The organism is Aestuariivirga litoralis, from assembly GCF_015714715.1.
GTDB classification, from domain to species: Bacteria; Pseudomonadota; Alphaproteobacteria; order Rhizobiales; family Aestuariivirgaceae; genus Aestuariivirga; species Aestuariivirga litoralis_A.
The window spans coordinates 134,950-150,392 of the sequence record NZ_WAHS01000002.1 but is presented as its reverse complement, the minus strand read 5'-3'; the positions used below and the strand labels follow the sequence as shown (position 1 = coordinate 150,392).

Sequence of the window (15,443 nt, the reverse complement as noted above, 5' to 3'; positions counted from 1 at the left end):
GCTACGGCCAGGGCTGACAGATAGACTCTCCCCCTTTGCCATTTAATCGTCTAAGTTCCGCCATCTGGGGCGTGCAGAGGCGGGATAGATATGGCGCAAGAAGCATTCATCGTGGAAAAACCCACCGTGCATTTGATGCATATGGTGGTTTTTACCATCATTGTGGTGGTGATTTCGGCGGTGCTTTTCCCCCACATCAAAGATGCCTTCATGGCCAACCCACTGCTCAATGGCTTGATCATCGGTGCGCTGGTACTGGGCACGCTCTACGCCTACCGGATGGTGTGGCGGTTGGTGCCGGAGGCGAATTGGCTCAATGGTTTCAAGCTGGGGCAGGGCTCCACCGAAGCGCCGCCGGTGCTGCTGGCGCCGATGGCAACCATTCTGGGCGATGCCTCTGGCCGCACAGTGTTGTCGCCGCAAACCATGCGCTCGCTGCTGGATTCGCTGGCCTCGCGCCTGGATGAAAGCCGCGATCTGTTGCGCTATCTCGTTGGCCTGCTGATTTTCCTTGGCCTGCTCGGCACGTTCTGGGGCTTGCTGGCCACGGTGACCTCGGTGGGTGATGCGATCAAGGGCCTGAATGTTTCCTCCGCCGCATCTGCCGATGTGTTTGAAGAATTGAAAAGTGGTTTGCAGAAGCCGCTGCAAGGCATGGGCCTTTCTTTCTCGTCTTCACTGTTCGGCTTGGCGGGGTCTTTGATCCTGGGCTTTCTGGACTTGAAGGCATCGCAAGCGCAGAACCGGTTCTATCATGGGCTGGAAGACTGGCTTTCGACCATCACCGGCGTGGCCACCGGCGAAGGGGCCGGCGCTTCGGTGCCCACCTTCATCCACCTCGACATGCAGAACCTGCAGCGCACGATTGACCGGCTGGGCACGCATATTGACCAGATGAAAACCAATGGTTCTGGCGTTCCCGCCGTCAATGGCAGCGGCGGCGAGAATGCCACCGATGAACTCGCCGATGCGGTGGCCAATTTGGTGCAGCAGATGCGTGAAGAACAAAAGATGGTGCGGCAATGGATTCAGGCGCAGCAAGTGCAGCAGAGCGAAATTCAGCGCCTGCTGATCCGCTCGTCGAATACCAAGTGAAGTAGAGGGTCCTCAAATGTCTCAGCGTCTGTCGCGCCGCGGGCGTGGTGAAGAGGCCCCTTACTGGCCCGGCTTTGTCGATGCCATGGCGCAGCTATTGCTGGTCATCACATTCCTGTTGTCGGTTTTCATGATCGCGCAGTTTTTGTTGGCGCGGCAGATTTCCGGGCAGGATTCAGCACTGGGGCAATTGAAGTCGCAGATTTCTGAACTCACGCAGCTGCTGGCTTTGGAGAAAGCCGGCAAGGCGGATTCTGATGCGCAGCTTTTGGCGCTGGCCGATGATCTCAATTCGCAGAAAGCAAAGACGGCTGATCTTTTGGCCAATCTCAATGCGCAGAGTGCGGCGGGTGAAGGTGCAGGCAACACGATCGCCGGGTTGCAAACAGCACTGGATGGAGAGAAGAAAATTTCGTCGGATGCATTGGCCAAGGTGGAATTGCTGAACCAGCAGATTGCGGCGCTGCGCCGCCAGCTGGCCACGATTTCTTCACTGCTCGATGATGCGGAAGCGCGCAACACCGCATCGGAAGGCCAGATCGCCGATCTGGGCAAGCGCCTCAATGTGGCGCTGGCGCAGAAGGTGGAAGAGCTTTCGAAATACCGCTCGGAATTCTTCGGGCGGCTGCGGCAGATCCTGTCGCAACGCTCTGATATTCTGGTGGTGGGTGATCGCTTCGTGTTCCAGTCGGAAGTGCTGTTTCCGAAAGGTAGCGCTGATCTGAACGAGGCGGGCAATGCCGAGATGAGCAAGCTGGCCGATGCGATCAAGCAGCTGGAAAAGGAAATCCCCGGCGACTTGAACTGGATCCTGCGTGTGGATGGCCACACTGATAATGACCCGATCGTGGTGGGTGCCAAATTTGCCTCGAACTGGGAGCTCTCGTCAGCGCGCGCCACGGCCGTGGTGAAATATCTGGTGGCGCAGGGCGTTTCGCCCAATCATCTCGCGGCTGCAGGCTTTGGCGAGTTCCAGCCAATTGCCCAGGGTGACAGTGAAGATTCCAAGACGCAGAACAGGCGCATCGAGCTGAAGCTGACGGAGAAGTAGCCGCTTAAGCGCTGAACTGCAGCTTCGCCAACCTCGCATAGAGCGGGCTTTTCTTCAGTAACTGCGCATGCGTGCCTTGGGCGATGATCTTGCCTTGATCCAGAACGATGATCTTGTCGGCATGGCGCACGGTGGCCAGGCGATGCGCGATGACCAGTGTGGTGCGGCCCTTTGAAATCGTTTCCAGCGCTTCCTGAATGAGGGCTTCGCTTTCGGCATCGAGTGCTGATGTGGCTTCATCCAGCAACAGCACCGGTGCATCACGCAAGATGGCGCGGGCGATGGCGAGGCGCTGGCGCTGGCCGCCGGACAAAGTGATGCCGCGCTCGCCCAGGATGGAATTGTATTTGAGCGGCAGCTTCTCGACGAATTCAGCCACGCGCGCGGCTTTGGCCGCTGCTTCCACTTCCGCGTCGCTGGCTTCGGGCCGGCCGAAGCGGATATTGTCGGCTATTGTGCCGGAGAAAATCGTTGCGTCCTGCGGCACGGTTGCGATGGCACCGCGCAAATCTTCGAGCGCGAATTCAGAAATGTTGATTCCGTCGAGCGTGATCTTGCCGCTGTCGGGTTCGCGGAAGCGCTGCAGCAGCGCATAGAGCGTGGTCTTGCCAGCACCCGAGGGGCCGACAACGGCGACCACTTCGCCCGGTTTTGCAGCGAAGCTGACATTGTGCAGCACGCGCGTTTTGGCGTTGGCGGCGTAGGTGAAGTCGACATGATCGAAAGCCACCTCGCCGCGCAAGGCGGGCGGCAAGGGCGTGGGCTCTGCGGGTGATGCGATTTCTGGCTTTTCGGCCATCAATTCGCCGATGCGCTCGGCGGCACCGGCAGCCTGCTGCAATTCGCTCCAGACTTCGGACAGTTGGCTGAGCGAGCTTGCGCCGAGGATGGCGTAGATCAGGAATTGCGTTAGGGTGCCGCCGCTCATCTGGCCGGTCAGCACTTGCTGCGCGCCGAACCACAACAGGCAGACGATGGCGCCGAAGCCGACAAGGATCACGCCGAAGACGAGGAAGGACCGCGCAAAAGTACGCGTGCGGGCGGCGTTAAATACCGCCTCATTCGCCTTCATGAAATTGGCGACTGTTGAGAGTTCCTGGGTGTTGGACTGGATGGCGGCAATGCCGGCCAGGCGTTCCTGCGCGAAGGCCGCACTTTCAGCCAGTGTGTCCTGGGCCAGGCGCGAAAGTCCGCGCACCTTGCGGCCATAGAAGCGCAACGGCAGCACGATGAGCGGAATGGCCAATGCCGCAAGGCCGCTCATGCCCGGTGACGTATAAATCATCATGGCCAAGGCACCGCCCAGCATGACAATGTTGCGCAGCGCGATCGAGGCGGTGGAGGAGAAGGCCGACTTGATCAGCGTTGTATCAGCGGTAAGGCGCGAGACCACATTGCCGGTTTTCTGGGTTTCGAAGAATGCGGGCGTGAGCGTCGTGAGGTGGCGGAACAGCGCATCGCGGATATCGGCCACCACGCGCTCACCCAGCCAGGTCACATAATATTGGCGCAGGGCCGAGCCCAGGGCTAGCGCGAAGACCACCAAAAACATGAAGATGAAATACTGGTTCACCAAAGCGGCGTTCTGAGCGGTGAAACCATGATCCACGATCCGGCGTGCGGCTACCGGGATGACCAGCGTGGCAACCGAGGCCACAGCCAGCGCCACCAGGGCCGCTGCGATGCGGGCCCGGTAAGCCAGCAGGAAGGGCAGAAGACGCAAAAGCGGCTGAAAATGCGGGCGGCCGGGCTCGGAAGGTGCTGTCATATCAGCGCTTATATAGGTATGGGGCAGGGGCTTATTCCAGCACTTGTGTCGCAGGGGCAATTTGGCTATAGGACCGCCATTCCGGCCGGAAGCAATTCTGGCCACATTCATTTTCAAGAAGCGAGTTTCGACCATGAAAGCCGATGTGCACCCCGACTATCACCCCATCACCGTTGTGATGACCGATGGCACGAAGTTCGTGACCCGCTCGACCTATGGCGCTGCCGGCGACACGCTCTCGCTCGACATCGACCCGAAGTCGCATCCGGCATGGACCGGCGGCCAGCAGACGCTGGTGGACCGCGGCGGCCGCGTGTCGCGCTTCAACGACAAGTTCTCGTTCCTCAACAAGAAGTAAGTCGTTTCGATTTAAAATGAAAAACCCGGCCGCGAGGCCGGGTTTTTTGTTGGAAAAATTTGAATTGGCTTGGGCTTAGCGGCCGCCCAGGCTGAAGGCGTTCTGGTTGAAGGCCTGTTCCAGCATTGAGATCTGCGCGCTTACGGGGCTGGCGACCGGGGTTGGGGTGGCGGTTTCGCGGCCCTTCAGCATGGCGTCCAAGGTGCGAATGCGTTCCAGCAGGCGCAGGGAATGTTCGACCAGCGCCAGCAGGCCTTGCGGCAGCTGTTCCGCGCCCTTGATCACGTTGCCTTCGCCGATGTCGCCCAGATTGATGCGCAGCTTTTCGCGTTGAATTTCATTGGATTTGAGTTCGCCGGCGGCCACGGCGCGCTGCAGCAGCAGCCAGGAGGCCATTTGCATCAGGCGGGTGGTGAGGCGCATGCTTTCGGTGGCATAGGCAATGGCGCCGGTGCGGTCCAAAGTGCGGGCATCAACGCGGCCGGGGCCATCGAGATAATTGGCGGTTTCCTCAACCAGGCCCATGCCTTCCTTGAAGGTTTTGTCAAACTGCTCGGAATTGGTGAAGCGCGCGAAAAAATCAATCGCTACCGCTTCAGGCTGCGTGCCGCCCATCTTGTCGTCCCCACCCACATTACTCACTAACTTCAGATCGATCATGGCTGCCCTGCGTTACACGGTCAATGAAAATTGATTCGGGTCAAGCTCAGCAAGATCGAGGCCAAAAAAAAGCCGCGTCATCCGCGGCTTTGAGTTTCTAACAGGGAGGCGTCAAACAGAGTGGAAAACCACTCGGAGAAACCCAGAAGCTCTGGGTTGAACCCTAAGGTAACGATTAATTATTAACCGATCGTTAAAATTGTAGTAAATTTGAGCATCAGGATTTGAAAAAGGCTGAGGCGGCGGCCTTGCTGGCCTGTTTCTTGGTGATTTCAGCGCGAATCCGGGCAGACTCGGAGTCCAAAGCCACAAGACGCTGTTCCAATTCGGCCACCGAAATCGCTTCCAGGTTTTCGCCGATAACCATGCCGGGCTTCTTGATCGGTTCGTCCGCGTCCATCGCAAGGCCTCATCAAATATGATGGAATGATGCTACAGAAGGGACTTGGCCTCAAGGGAATCTCGGGATGATGCAGATGGATGCGGTGGTGCTGACGGGCTTTGGCGGGCCGGAGCTTCTCACTTTGGGAAAAAAGCCAATGCCGGTGGCCAAAGAGGCACAGCTCCTCATTAAGGTTGCAGCAGCGGGGGTGAATCGGCCCGATATCCTGCAGCGCAAGGGAGGCTATCCACCGCCCGCCGGTGCGCCCGATACGCTGGGTTTGGAAGTGGCGGGCGAAGTGGTCGAGGTTGGGCCTGGATGCAAGCGTTTCAAAAAAGGCGACCATGTTTGCGCACTGATCCCCGGCGGTGGCTACGCTGCTTTTGCTGTTGCGGCAGAGGATAATTGCCTGCCCATTCCTGCGGGACTTTCGCTGGTGGAAGCGGCGGCGCTGCCGGAGACTTACTTTACCGTCTGGACCAATGTGTTTGAGCGTGGGCGATTGGCCAAGGGCGAGACGGTGCTGATCCATGGTGGCTCCTCGGGTATAGGCACCACGGCCATCCAACTGGCCAAGGCGTTTGGGGCGCGGGTGATCACGACGGTGGGGTCGGCCGAGAAGTGCCGTTACGTTGAGGGCCTCGGTGCGGATATTGCGATCAACTACAAGATCGATGATTTCGTTGAAGTGCTGAAGGCCAGGGACATCCGCTGCGATGTGATCCTCGACATGGTGGGCGGCTCCTATGTGGCGCGCAACATGGCGGTGGCGGCACTGCATGGGCGCATCGTGCAGATTGCTTTTCAGGAATCCTCGAAGGTGGAGGCCGATTTCACACCACTGATGGTGAAGCGCCTGATTTATACGGGCTCCACGCTGCGGCCGCGTACAGTGGCTGAGAAGGCTGAGATTGCGCAGGCACTTGAGAAGAAGGTTTGGACCCTGCTCTCAAGAGGCGAGTGCAAGCCGCGGATTTTCAAGACATTCCCATTGTCGGAAGCGGCCGAGGCGCACCGGCTGATGGAGAGCAACGCTCATATGGGGAAGATTGTGCTGACGTTGTAAGCGCCATTGCCAAGCCTCTTGGCGCCGCCTATATAGCCCCCATTCCAGACACTGTTATGTCAATCGCGCCTCGGAGCCCGCAACCGGTTCCGAAAAGGAGAAAAGTCATGTCCGCACCGCTGATGCCCAAGGCCACCGCCGTTTGGCTGGTCGAAAACACCTCGCTTTCGTTCAGACAGATTGCCGATCTGTGCAACCTGCATGAGCTGGAAGTGAAGGGCATTGCCGATGGCGACGTGGCCGCCGGCATCAAGGGCATGGACCCGGTGACTGCAGGCCAGCTGACCCGCGAAGAAATCGGCAAGGGCGAAGCCAATGCGAGCTACACGCTTACCCTCATTACCTCGAAGGCGAACGAGCAAGTGAAGCGTTCAACGGCGGGCCCGCGCTACACACCAGTGTCGCGCCGTGGCGACCGGCCGGATGCCATCATGTGGCTGCTGCGCCACCACCCGGAACTTCCCGATGCCGCCATCATGAAGCTCGTCGGCACCACCAAGCACACGATTGCTTTGGTGAAGGAGCGTTCGCACTGGAATATCCAGGCGATCAAGCCGGTTGATCCTGTGACACTTGGCATCTGCTCGCAGCTTGAGCTTGATCTTGCCGTACAGAAGGCCGCCGCCAAGGGTGCCAAGAAAATCACCGGCGATGAAGCCGCACCGCGCACGCTGATCCCGGCGCATGAAGTGGCAGGTACGGCGGCGCATGCGGCTGCTGAAGCCGAGCGCCAGAAGGTCGCCGACGTGGCCGCTGCCGCAGCGCCGATGAGCGATGCCGACAAGGACAAGACCTATAATGCAGATTCCGTGTTCGCCAAGCTCAAGGGCCTGAACACTCCGAAGGACGACGAGTAAAGTCATGCGCATCCTCGTTGTGGGCGGCACCGGTGCCGTGGGCAAGGCGGCTGTATCGAAGCTATCCAAGGGCCATGAGATCATCCTGGCTGGCGGCAAATCCGGTGACATTCAGGTGAATGTGATGGACGAGGCTTCGGTTTCGGCCATGTATGCCAAACTGGGCAAGCTCGACGCCGTCGTCGCCTGCACCGGGCATTCGCATTTCGGCCCGGTGGCTGAGATGGGCCCGAAGCAGTTTCTCGACGGGTTGAAGGACAAGGTGATGGGCCAGATCAATCTGGTTCTGCTGGGCATGGCGCATGTGAATGACGGCGGCTCCTTCACGCTGACCAGCGGCATTCTTTCTTACGAGCCGATCCGTCAGGGATCGAACGCTGCGGCTTGCGATGGCGCAATTGATAGCTTCGCCATCGGTGCGGCGATTGAAATGCCGCGCGGCATCCGCATCAATGCCGTCAGCCCCGGCCTGCTGGAAGCAGCGGCGCAGCGTTATGACGGCTATTTCCCGGGGCACATCCCGGTTTCGAATGACCGGGTGGGCTATGCCTATGCCAAGAGCATCGAAGGCGCGGTGACAGGGCAGGTCATTCGCTGCGAATAATCAGATCAATGACATCTGCTCGCCCTTTTGGGGTGGTTTGGTGAACAGGTCGGTCCGCAGTTTTACGCGGGCGGTGTTGAGGCCCAGGCGTTCGCTGGCCAGCTGGAACCGGCGGCCGATGGCCCAGGCATAGGGGCCCTGGCCGCCCATGCGGGTGCCGAAATTGGGGTCGTTTTCCTTGCCGCCGCGCACTGAGCGCACCAGGCTCATCACCTTGGCGGCACGGTCGGGATAATCCTTCTCAAGCCAGTCCTTGAACACTTCCTTCACTTCCAGCGGCAGGCGCAGCATGGTGTAGCCCGCTTCCTTTACGCCGGCATTGCGCGCGGCCTTGAGGATGTTTTCAATCTCACTGTCATTGAGACCAGGAATCACTGGGCCGATCATCACCACGGTGGGGATGCCAGCCTTGGAGAGTAGCTCCAGTGCCGCCATGCGCTTCATAGGGGTGGAGGCACGCGGCTCCATCGAGCGCGCCAGGGCGGGATCCAGCGTGGTCACTGAGATCGCCACTTTAACAAGACCCTTCTCAGCCATGGGCTGAAGCAAATCGAGATCACGCAATACATTGGCCGATTTGGTGACGATGCCGAAGGGATGGTTGAATTCGCGCAGCACCTCGATCACCTGCCGGGTGATGCGGTAATCACGCTCGATGGGCTGATAGGGATCGGTGTTGGCGCCCAGCGCAATCACGGCGGGCTTGTAATTGGTCGCGGTTAATTCCTCCCGGAGAAGAGCCGCCGCGTTCGGCTTGATGAAAAGCTTGCTCTCGAAATCGAGACCGGGAGACAGGCCCATATAGGCGTGGCTGGGCCGCGCGTAGCAATAAACGCAGCCATGCTCACACCCGCGGTAGGGGTTGATGGAGCGATCAAAGGAAATATCAGGCGAGGTGTTGCGCGAAATGATGGTCTTGGGCTGTTCGGTGAAAATCTCGGTCTTCAGCCGTGGCACTTCAGCCAACGACTGCCAGCCATCATCAACGAATTCCGCTGTGTTCTGGTCATAGCGCGGGGCGGGATTGCTGCGCGCGCCACGCCCACGTTCCAGCTGCGGCAGGGAGGTGAGCTTTGCGCCGCCTGTGCCAATTCCGGTGCCCGAGCCCGGGCGCATTTCCAAGATGGTAGCCATCAGAATCATATAGTCATTCTTTTGGAACAAAGCAAGAACGATATTGATTTGTGACCGGCACGCGGCCATGGAGGCGCCATGACTCCACGCAACATCATGCTTGCCCTTCTCGCACCGCTTTGCTGGGGCGTGACCTTCACTCTGGCCAAGCCGATGGTGGAACATTTCCCCCCGCTATTCATGATGCTGATGGTTTACAGCGGCATTGCCGTGGTGATGGCGTTCACGCATCGCGGCAAGTTTCTCACGCCATGGCCGAAGCTGTTACTGATCGCGGCGCTGTCGGTGACGGTTCAGGGCGCGCTGTTGTTCTACGGGATGCGCGGTGTGCCCGCGAGCACTGCCAATCTGGTTTTGCAAACGCAAGTGCCCGCCGGCGTGATCATGGGCTGGCTGATTGCCGGCGAGAAGCTTGATGTGACGCGCGCCATCGGCACGCTGATTGCGGTGGCCGGGGTGGTGATCGTGATCGGCCTGCCGGCAGAGCGCCCGCCACTGGTGCCGGTGGTGCTCATTATCATCAGCGGATTTGTATGGGCGGCGGGTCAGGTGTGCGCGCGGATGCTCTCGCAGGATTCCGGCGTGAAGACGTTGAAGGCCAATGCCTGGTTCGGCACGCCGCAATTGCTGCTGGCCACGCTGCTGCTGGAGCGTGGGCAGATTGACTCGCTGGTCACGGCCACGCCGTATCAATGGTTCCTGCTGGTGTTCTGCGGCGTGTTCGGATTCTATGTGGCCTACATGGTGTGGTTCACTTTGCTGAAAAGCGTGCGGGTGGACCAGGCGGTGCCATTCATCCTATTGATGACGCCGATCGGCCTGGTATCGGCTGTGCTGTTCTTGGGTGAGACGATCACCAATATCCAGCTTCTGGGTGGTGCCGTGCTGATGGTGGGGTTGGCGATTGTGAGTGGGGTTGGCAAGTCGCTGCTGCCTGCGCGTTGGAATACGGCCTGAAGCTATTTCCGCCGCAAACCCTCTTCGAGGCGCGGCATGATCTCGACGAAGTTGCAGGGGCCGTGGCGGTAGTCGAGCTGGTGGACGAGGATTTCATCCCAGCCGTCCTTGCAGGCGCCGGGCGAGCCGGGGAGGCAGAAAATGTATTTGCCTTTGACCACGCCAGCGGTAGCGCGGCTTTGCATGGTGGAGGTTTTGATCTTAGCAAACGAGATCATGTGGAAGACCACGCCAAAGCCTTCGATTTCTTTTTCAAACAGAGGGCGCAGGGCTTCGATGGTGACATCGCGGCCGGTGAGGCCGGTGCCGCCGGTGGTGATGATTACATCGACGGCGGCATCGGCAATGAAGGCTTCTGCGGCGGCGCGGATTTTCTCGATGTCATCCGTCACGATACAGCGGCCTGAGAGGCGGTGGCCTGCGGTGGTGATGCGGTCGGCCAAGGTCTGCCCTGACTTGTCATCGGCCAAGGTGCGCGTGTCGGAGATGGTCATCACGGCGATGCCGATGGGCATAAAAGCGCGGTCAGCCATTCAGCTTTTCCCGGAAGGTGAGCAGGTCGCGCCAGGCGTGTTTTTTCTGCAGCGGGTGCTTGAGCAATTCATCCGGATGCAGCGTTGAGAGGAAAGCCGGGCCGCCGGCATTCAGCCACTTGCCGCGCTGGCGCTGGATGGAGGGATCGCCCGCCGCCAGATATTGGCCGGGCAGGGCCGAGAAGCCAAGGATCAGGCGCGGCTGGATCAGGTCCACAGCACGGCGCACGAAAGGCAGCACGGCGGTGATTTCCGGGTCTTTCGGCGCGGCGTTTCCTGCCGGGCGCCAGGGCACGAGATTGAGCAGCGCCACGTCATCCAGTTTGAGGCCGATGGCTGTCAGCATGTTGGCGAGCAGGATGCGCGCCTTGCCGGCGAAAACCAAACCGGATTTGTCTTCCTCGCTGCGCGGGCGGTCGGAGACGATCAGGATTTCCGCACGTTCCGGCCCTTCGAAGAAGGACAGGTTCATGGCGTTTTTGCGCAGGGGATGCGTCTCGAAGAAATTCAGGGCCTGCGCGATGTCAGCCAGAGTGGCGCAGGCTTCGGGCGAGGTGGCTGCAGTGATGGCCGAAGGGGCAGCAATGGGGCGTTGCGGTGGCGGTTGCAGAACCACTGGTGCGAGGCGCGGTTTTTCGGCCTTGGCGCTGTCGGCAAAGCGGTCGACTGCCGCATCAAGCACGATCTCATCAGCACCGGAAGCGATGAGCCAGCCGAGCGCATCGGCAGCGCTGGCAAAGCCTGCATTCCTCCATGCGTCGTCTGGTCTGGTTTCCATGTCTCAATTGGCTTTTATAACACTTCTAAGCCAGTCTATAACAGGCTGAGACGTTAGAACAAGGAAGACCGGACGTGAGTGAACAGCAGCGCGATGCGATGGAATATGATGTGGTGATCGTGGGTGCTGGGCCTGCTGGCCTGGCCGCCGCCATCCGCGTCAAGCAGCTCTCGCCGGACACAACAGTTTGCGTCCTGGAAAAGGGTTCAGAAGTTGGCGCGCACATTCTGTCAGGTGCTGTGGTTGATCCGATTGCGCTCAATGAGCTGATCCCCGACTGGAAGGAAAAGGACGCACCGCTCAAGACGCAAGTGAAGGAAGACCGGTTCTATATTCTGGGCAAGGCTGGCGCGCTGCGCATCCCGAATTTCCTGATGCCGCCTTTGATGAACAATCATGGCAATTATGCCGTGTCGCTGGGCAATGTGTGCCGCTGGCTGGCCACACAGGCCGAGGGGCTTGGCGTGGAAATCTATCCGGGCTTTGCGGCTTCGGAAGTTCTGTACCGTGAGGACGGATCGGTGGCCGGCGTTGTCGCTGGCGTGATGGGCATTGCCAAGGACGGCACCCACAAGCCGGATTACCAGCCGGGCATGGAACTGCGCGGCAAGTATGTGTTCATTGCTGAGGGCGTGCGCGGCAGCCTGGCCAAGCAGATCATCAACAAGTTTGATCTGTCGAAGGACAGCGAGCCGCAGAAATTTGGCCTGGGCATGAAGGAGCTTTGGGAAGTAAAGCCGGAGAACCACAAGCAAGGCCAGGTGACCCACACGATGGGCTGGCCGCTGGGCACCAAGACCGGTGGCGGCAGCTTCATGTATCACCTCGAAGACAATCTGGTTTCGGTGGGCTTCGTCGTGCATCTGAATTACCAGAATCCGCATCTTTATCCCTTCGCGGAATTTCAGCGCTTCAAGCATCACCCGATCATTGCGCAAGTGCTGGAAGGTGGGCGGCGCGTGGCTTATGGCGCGCGTGCGATTACTGAAGGCGGATTGCAATCGGTGCCGAAGCTCACTTTCCCCGGCGGGGTGTTGATCGGCTGCTCGGCAGGTTTTGTGAATGTGCCGCGCATCAAGGGCAGCCACAACGCGATGAAGACCGGCATGATGGCGGCGGAAGCTGCGGTGGCGGCATTGCAAGCGGGCCGCGAGGCGGATGAGCTGGTGGCCTATCAGGGCGCTTACGAGAATTCATGGGTCTATCAGGACCTGAAGAAGGTCAAGAATGTAAAGCCCATGTGGTCGAAACTGGGCCTGGTGTTCGGCATGGGCCTTGGTGGCCTTGATATGTGGCTGCAGACCATTTTTGGTTTTGGCCTGGGCACCTGGAAACATGGCAAGGGCGACTATGCCACGCTGAAGCCTGCGGCTGACATGCCGAAGATTGATTATCCGAAGCCCGATGGCGTGCTGTCGTTTGACCGACTGACGGATCTGGCTTTCTCGGCCACGGCGCATGAGGAAGACGAACCCGCGCATTTGAAGCTGATCGACAAATCGGTGCCGATCGCCGTCAATCTGCCGATCTGGGATGAGCCCGCGCAGCGCTATTGCCCGGCAGGCGTTTACGAAGTGATCGCGGAGGAGGGCAAGGAGCCGCGCTTCCAGATCAACCACCAGAACTGCGTTCATTGCAAAACCTGTGACATCAAGGACCCGTCGCAGAACATTGTCTGGACCGTGCCACAGGGTGGCGAAGGGCCGAACTACCCGAATATGTAATTTCGGTTCTGTAAAATGAGCTTTAAAATCTAGCGTTTCGCCTAAGCCTCCCTTTGGAAGTTTATCCGAATGTCGTTTCCAAACACATTCCGGGAAGACTCCATCATGGGCTTGAGGTCCGCATTGTTCCATTTCGCACGCTCACTGTTGCGCTTCAAACGCAATGAGCGCGGCAACATGTCCATTATTCTCGGACTTTCGATCATCCCGCTCATCGTATGTGCTGGTGCGGCCGTGGATTATGAGCGTGCCATCAATGCCCGCACGCAACTCGCGGCCGCGCTGGATTCGGCCACGCTTTATGCCGCGTCCTATTCGGTCAGCAATCCCGGCTCGACGAGCACCAAGCTGACGCAAATTTCTCAGCCTTACATCACGCAGAATTACGAAAACACCGGCGATTCGGTGGTCAGCAATTATGTGGCTGTCGATAACGGCGCGACAGTGACGGGCTCGGCCTCGGTAAAACTTACGACTTACTTCTTGTCGGTTGTTGGCCAGACGACGATGAGCATGGATGTTTCATCAACAGTGCAAAAATCCGGGATCAACCTCGAAGTTGCGTTGGTGCTCGATAACACGAACTCGATGAACAGCGTCAATTCAAAGACAGGCAATACAGCCATCACTGACCTGAGAGCTGCAGCAGCGAAATTTGTCACCACAGTCATGCCGGCGAGCCAAGGGCAATTTTACACCAAGATTGCAGTTGTGCCCTATAATAATGGGGTGAATATGGGCACCGCTGCCCAAGCCGTGGCTGCCCGCGGTACCGTGCAGGCGGGCACCAGCACCAATCCGGGATACGCAAATTATCAATTCAGCACCAGCTCGTCGTTGAGCGCCAATTTTGTGTTCACAAACTATTCGACCAAGTGCGACAACTACCCATCCACCGCCGTCTGCAAGCGCACATTTCCGGTGACCAATTGCGTGACGGAGCGCACCGGCGCGCAAGCTTACACTGATGCGGCAATGAGCGCGGCACCGGTGGGCCGTGCCTATCAAACGAGCAGCAATGGCTGCACAGTGGTGCCGATAGTGCCATTGTCAACCGACGCCACTGCGTTGAACCTTTCGATCAATAGTATGTTGGCCTCGAATTCTACCGGAGGGCAGGTCGGTATTGGCTGGGGTTGGTATGCGCTCTCGCCGAATGTCGGTATCTGGAGCGGTTCCAGCGTGCCGTCAGGCTATGACAAGCTTACCACGTCGGATACATCCAAGCGGGTGCGCAAGGTCATGATCCTGATGACCGATGGCGAATATAACAGTGCCTATTGCAATGGAGTGATCACCGGCAATGACACGGCCAATGGGTCATCGGGCAGCCCCTATTATTACTCCGTGACAGGCAGCGGCAGCCCTATTGATCATATCAATTGTGCGCCGACCAATGGCGGCGCCTACACCCAGTCCAACGCGATGTGCTCGGCCATCAAAGCATCGGGCGTAGAGGTCTATGTGATTACCTTCCAGCTCGACAAGACCTATCCCGCGCGCGTGGCCTTGGTGAACAACTGCGCCACTGACGCGTCGCACGTGGTTGACGCTGATTCCACATCTCTGGATGCAGCCTTCAAAAGTCTGGCCAATCAGATTCTGGGCATGCGCATCGCACAATGATGCCGCGGGCAGCTTGACAGTGTGGCGGCCACCAGCCGATCCTTTGCGGCCGGAGGATTTTCACGATGACCGTCACTATTTCCGCCTTTGACCGATCGCCCGATGGTGGCAAGGGGCTGGCGCGTGATACTCGCGTGCGCTGGGCTCTGGAAGAAGTGGGCCAGGCCTATGAAGTGCGGCCCGTGACCTTCGCTGCGTTGAAAGAGCCGGCCTATCTGGCGCTGCAGCCTTTTGGGCAGATTCCCACCTATGAGGAAGGCGGCCTGGTGCTGTTCGAGTCGGGAGGGATCATCCTTCACATCGCTGAGCAGCATGAGGGCTTGCTGCCCAAGGCTGCAGATGCAAGGGCGCGGGCGATCAGCTGGATGTTCGCCGCCGTCAACAGTGTGGAACCACCGATCCTGGAATTCGCGAATGCCAGGCTTCTGGAAAGCGACAAGCCGTGGAGCAAGGAGCGCCTGCCGCTGGTCGTGGAGCGGATGCGCAAGCCCTTGCGGCAAGTGGAGGTCCGGCTGGGTGATGCGCAATGGCTTGATGGGGATTTCAGTGCTGGTGACCTGATGATGGTTTCGGTGCTGCAGCGTCTGAAGCCATCTGGCCTGCTGAATGAATTTTCTGTCTTGGCGGATTATGTGGCGCGCGCAGAAGCGCGGCCGGCCTACAAGCGGGCTTATGAAGCTCAATTGGCTTTCAACACTCGGAAATGAGTCATTGGGCTGTAATTCAATTTATAGTTGTTAAACTTCATTTTTCATTAGGGATGTGAGAGATTTTACCCATCTCGCCCATCCCATCCCCATGCGCAGTGAGGGCAGATTTATAAACATTGTCTCTAACTTGCCGCTTCGGC

16 protein-coding genes are annotated in these 15,443 nt (G+C 58.9%); 10 read left to right on the top strand and 6 right to left on the bottom strand.

Annotation, left to right across the window (positions count from 1 at the left end; all coding sequences use genetic code 11):
- Nucleotides 1-90: 90 nt before the first annotated feature.
- Nucleotides 91-1,095: a flagellar motor protein MotA gene (locus F8B91_RS12380; RefSeq protein WP_196504138.1), complete on the top strand. Its 1,005-nt coding sequence runs from the start codon at nt 91-93 to the stop codon at nt 1,093-1,095.
- A 16-nt stretch (nt 1,096-1,111) separates the two neighbouring features.
- Nucleotides 1,112-2,146, top strand: coding sequence for a peptidoglycan -binding protein (locus tag F8B91_RS12375; RefSeq protein WP_196504137.1), 1,035 nt, complete (start codon nt 1,112-1,114; stop codon nt 2,144-2,146).
- 4 nt (nt 2,147-2,150) lie between these two features.
- Here F8B91_RS12375 and F8B91_RS12370 read toward each other — a convergent pair whose 3' ends face one another.
- The gene (locus F8B91_RS12370; RefSeq protein ID WP_196504136.1) at nt 2,151-3,914 is read right to left on the bottom strand and encodes an ABC transporter transmembrane domain-containing protein; all 1,764 of its coding nucleotides are present in this window, start codon (nt 3,912-3,914) and stop codon (nt 2,151-2,153) included.
- A gap of 133 nt (nt 3,915-4,047) precedes the next feature.
- Here F8B91_RS12370 and rpmE point away from each other — a divergent pair, with 133 nt between their 5' ends.
- Nucleotides 4,048-4,272, top strand: a complete 225-nt coding sequence (rpmE, locus tag F8B91_RS12365) for a 50S ribosomal protein L31 (RefSeq protein ID WP_196504135.1) — start codon at nt 4,048-4,050, stop codon at nt 4,270-4,272.
- Between the two features lie 75 nt (nt 4,273-4,347).
- Here the strand turns inward: rpmE and F8B91_RS12360 are convergent, their stop codons facing one another.
- Together F8B91_RS12360 and F8B91_RS12355 are read right to left on the bottom strand one after the other, a co-directional pair.
- Nucleotides 4,348-4,932 carry a DUF1465 family protein gene (locus tag F8B91_RS12360; protein ID WP_246715252.1) on the bottom strand — a complete coding sequence of 195 codons (585 nt, stop codon included), beginning with the start codon at nt 4,930-4,932 and terminating at the stop codon, nt 4,348-4,350.
- A gap of 217 nt (nt 4,933-5,149) precedes the next feature.
- Nucleotides 5,150-5,332, bottom strand: coding sequence for a DUF1192 family protein (locus F8B91_RS12355; RefSeq protein ID WP_196504134.1), 183 nt, complete (start codon nt 5,330-5,332; stop codon nt 5,150-5,152).
- A gap of 67 nt (nt 5,333-5,399) precedes the next feature.
- Here F8B91_RS12355 and F8B91_RS12350 point away from each other — a divergent pair, with 67 nt between their 5' ends.
- The 3 genes from F8B91_RS12350 (at nt 5,400) to F8B91_RS12340 (ending at nt 7,841) form a co-directional block, all read left to right on the top strand.
- Nucleotides 5,400-6,380, top strand: a complete 981-nt coding sequence (locus F8B91_RS12350) for an NAD(P)H-quinone oxidoreductase (RefSeq protein WP_196504133.1) — start codon at nt 5,400-5,402, stop codon at nt 6,378-6,380.
- Nucleotides 6,381-6,487: 107 nt separating this feature from the next.
- Nucleotides 6,488-7,237 carry a DUF1013 domain-containing protein gene (locus tag F8B91_RS12345; RefSeq protein WP_196504132.1) on the top strand — a complete coding sequence of 250 codons (750 nt, stop codon included), beginning with the start codon at nt 6,488-6,490 and terminating at the stop codon, nt 7,235-7,237.
- 4 nt (nt 7,238-7,241) lie between these two features.
- A complete protein-coding gene (locus F8B91_RS12340; RefSeq protein ID WP_196504131.1) occupies nt 7,242-7,841 on the top strand; it encodes a short chain dehydrogenase in 600 nt (199 codons plus the stop codon).
- Here the strand turns inward: F8B91_RS12340 and F8B91_RS12335 are convergent, their stop codons facing one another.
- Nucleotides 7,842-8,975 (bottom strand): PA0069 family radical SAM protein, encoded by a 1,134-nt coding sequence (locus tag F8B91_RS12335; protein WP_246715250.1) that lies wholly within the window; start codon nt 8,973-8,975, stop codon nt 7,842-7,844.
- Nucleotides 8,976-9,053: 78 nt separating this feature from the next.
- Between F8B91_RS12335 and F8B91_RS12330 the strand changes: the two genes are divergently transcribed.
- Nucleotides 9,054-9,932, top strand: a complete 879-nt coding sequence (locus F8B91_RS12330; protein ID WP_196504130.1) for a DMT family transporter — start codon at nt 9,054-9,056, stop codon at nt 9,930-9,932.
- A 2-nt stretch (nt 9,933-9,934) separates the two neighbouring features.
- Here the strand turns inward: F8B91_RS12330 and moaB are convergent, their stop codons facing one another.
- Nucleotides 9,935-10,465 carry a molybdenum cofactor biosynthesis protein B gene (gene moaB / locus F8B91_RS12325; RefSeq protein ID WP_196504129.1) on the bottom strand — a complete coding sequence of 177 codons (531 nt, stop codon included), beginning with the start codon at nt 10,463-10,465 and terminating at the stop codon, nt 9,935-9,937.
- The gene (locus tag F8B91_RS12320) at nt 10,458-11,243 is read right to left on the bottom strand and encodes a uracil-DNA glycosylase (RefSeq protein ID WP_196504128.1); all 786 of its coding nucleotides are present in this window, start codon (nt 11,241-11,243) and stop codon (nt 10,458-10,460) included. Before F8B91_RS12320 ends, moaB begins: the two co-directional genes overlap by 8 nt.
- Before the next feature lie 74 nt (nt 11,244-11,317).
- Between F8B91_RS12320 and F8B91_RS12315 the strand changes: the two genes are divergently transcribed.
- From F8B91_RS12315 to F8B91_RS12305, 3 genes are all read left to right on the top strand, one after another.
- Nucleotides 11,318-12,967, top strand: a complete 1,650-nt coding sequence (locus F8B91_RS12315; protein WP_196504127.1) for a 4Fe-4S dicluster domain-containing protein — start codon at nt 11,318-11,320, stop codon at nt 12,965-12,967.
- A 177-nt stretch (nt 12,968-13,144) separates the two neighbouring features.
- The gene (locus F8B91_RS12310; protein ID WP_196504126.1) at nt 13,145-14,593 is read left to right on the top strand and encodes a TadE/TadG family type IV pilus assembly protein; all 1,449 of its coding nucleotides are present in this window, start codon (nt 13,145-13,147) and stop codon (nt 14,591-14,593) included.
- Between the two features lie 65 nt (nt 14,594-14,658).
- On the top strand, nt 14,659-15,300 hold the full coding sequence (locus tag F8B91_RS12305) for a glutathione S-transferase family protein (RefSeq protein ID WP_196504125.1): 642 nt from the start codon (nt 14,659-14,661) through the stop codon (nt 15,298-15,300).
- Nucleotides 15,301-15,443 lie beyond the last annotated feature (143 nt).

Bases quoted from the DNA above. Each gene is read 5' to 3' on its own strand.
- rpmE (WP_196504135.1), top strand. From the start codon at position 4,048: ATGAAAGCCGATGTGCACCCCGACTATCACCCCATCACCGTTGTGATG.
- F8B91_RS12380 (WP_196504138.1), top strand. From the start codon at position 91: ATGGCGCAAGAAGCATTCATCGTGGAAAAACCCACCGTGCATTTGATG.
- F8B91_RS12335 (WP_246715250.1), bottom strand. From the start codon at position 8,975: ATGGCTACCATCTTGGAAATGCGCCCGGGCTCGGGCACCGGAATTGGC.
- F8B91_RS12310 (WP_196504126.1), top strand. From the start codon at position 13,145: ATGTCCATTATTCTCGGACTTTCGATCATCCCGCTCATCGTATGTGCT.
- F8B91_RS12330 (WP_196504130.1), top strand. From the start codon at position 9,054: ATGACTCCACGCAACATCATGCTTGCCCTTCTCGCACCGCTTTGCTGG.
- F8B91_RS12360 (WP_246715252.1), bottom strand. From the start codon at position 4,932: ATGATCGATCTGAAGTTAGTGAGTAATGTGGGTGGGGACGACAAGATG.
- F8B91_RS12370 (WP_196504136.1), bottom strand. From the start codon at position 3,914: ATGACAGCACCTTCCGAGCCCGGCCGCCCGCATTTTCAGCCGCTTTTG.
- F8B91_RS12320 (WP_196504128.1), bottom strand. From the start codon at position 11,243: ATGGAAACCAGACCAGACGACGCATGGAGGAATGCAGGCTTTGCCAGC.
- F8B91_RS12375 (WP_196504137.1), top strand. From the start codon at position 1,112: ATGTCTCAGCGTCTGTCGCGCCGCGGGCGTGGTGAAGAGGCCCCTTAC.
- F8B91_RS12305 (WP_196504125.1), top strand. From the start codon at position 14,659: ATGACCGTCACTATTTCCGCCTTTGACCGATCGCCCGATGGTGGCAAG.
- F8B91_RS12345 (WP_196504132.1), top strand. From the start codon at position 6,488: ATGTCCGCACCGCTGATGCCCAAGGCCACCGCCGTTTGGCTGGTCGAA.
- moaB (WP_196504129.1), bottom strand. From the start codon at position 10,465: ATGGCTGACCGCGCTTTTATGCCCATCGGCATCGCCGTGATGACCATC.
- F8B91_RS12355 (WP_196504134.1), bottom strand. From the start codon at position 5,332: ATGGACGCGGACGAACCGATCAAGAAGCCCGGCATGGTTATCGGCGAA.
- F8B91_RS12350 (WP_196504133.1), top strand. From the start codon at position 5,400: ATGATGCAGATGGATGCGGTGGTGCTGACGGGCTTTGGCGGGCCGGAG.
- F8B91_RS12340 (WP_196504131.1), top strand. From the start codon at position 7,242: ATGCGCATCCTCGTTGTGGGCGGCACCGGTGCCGTGGGCAAGGCGGCT.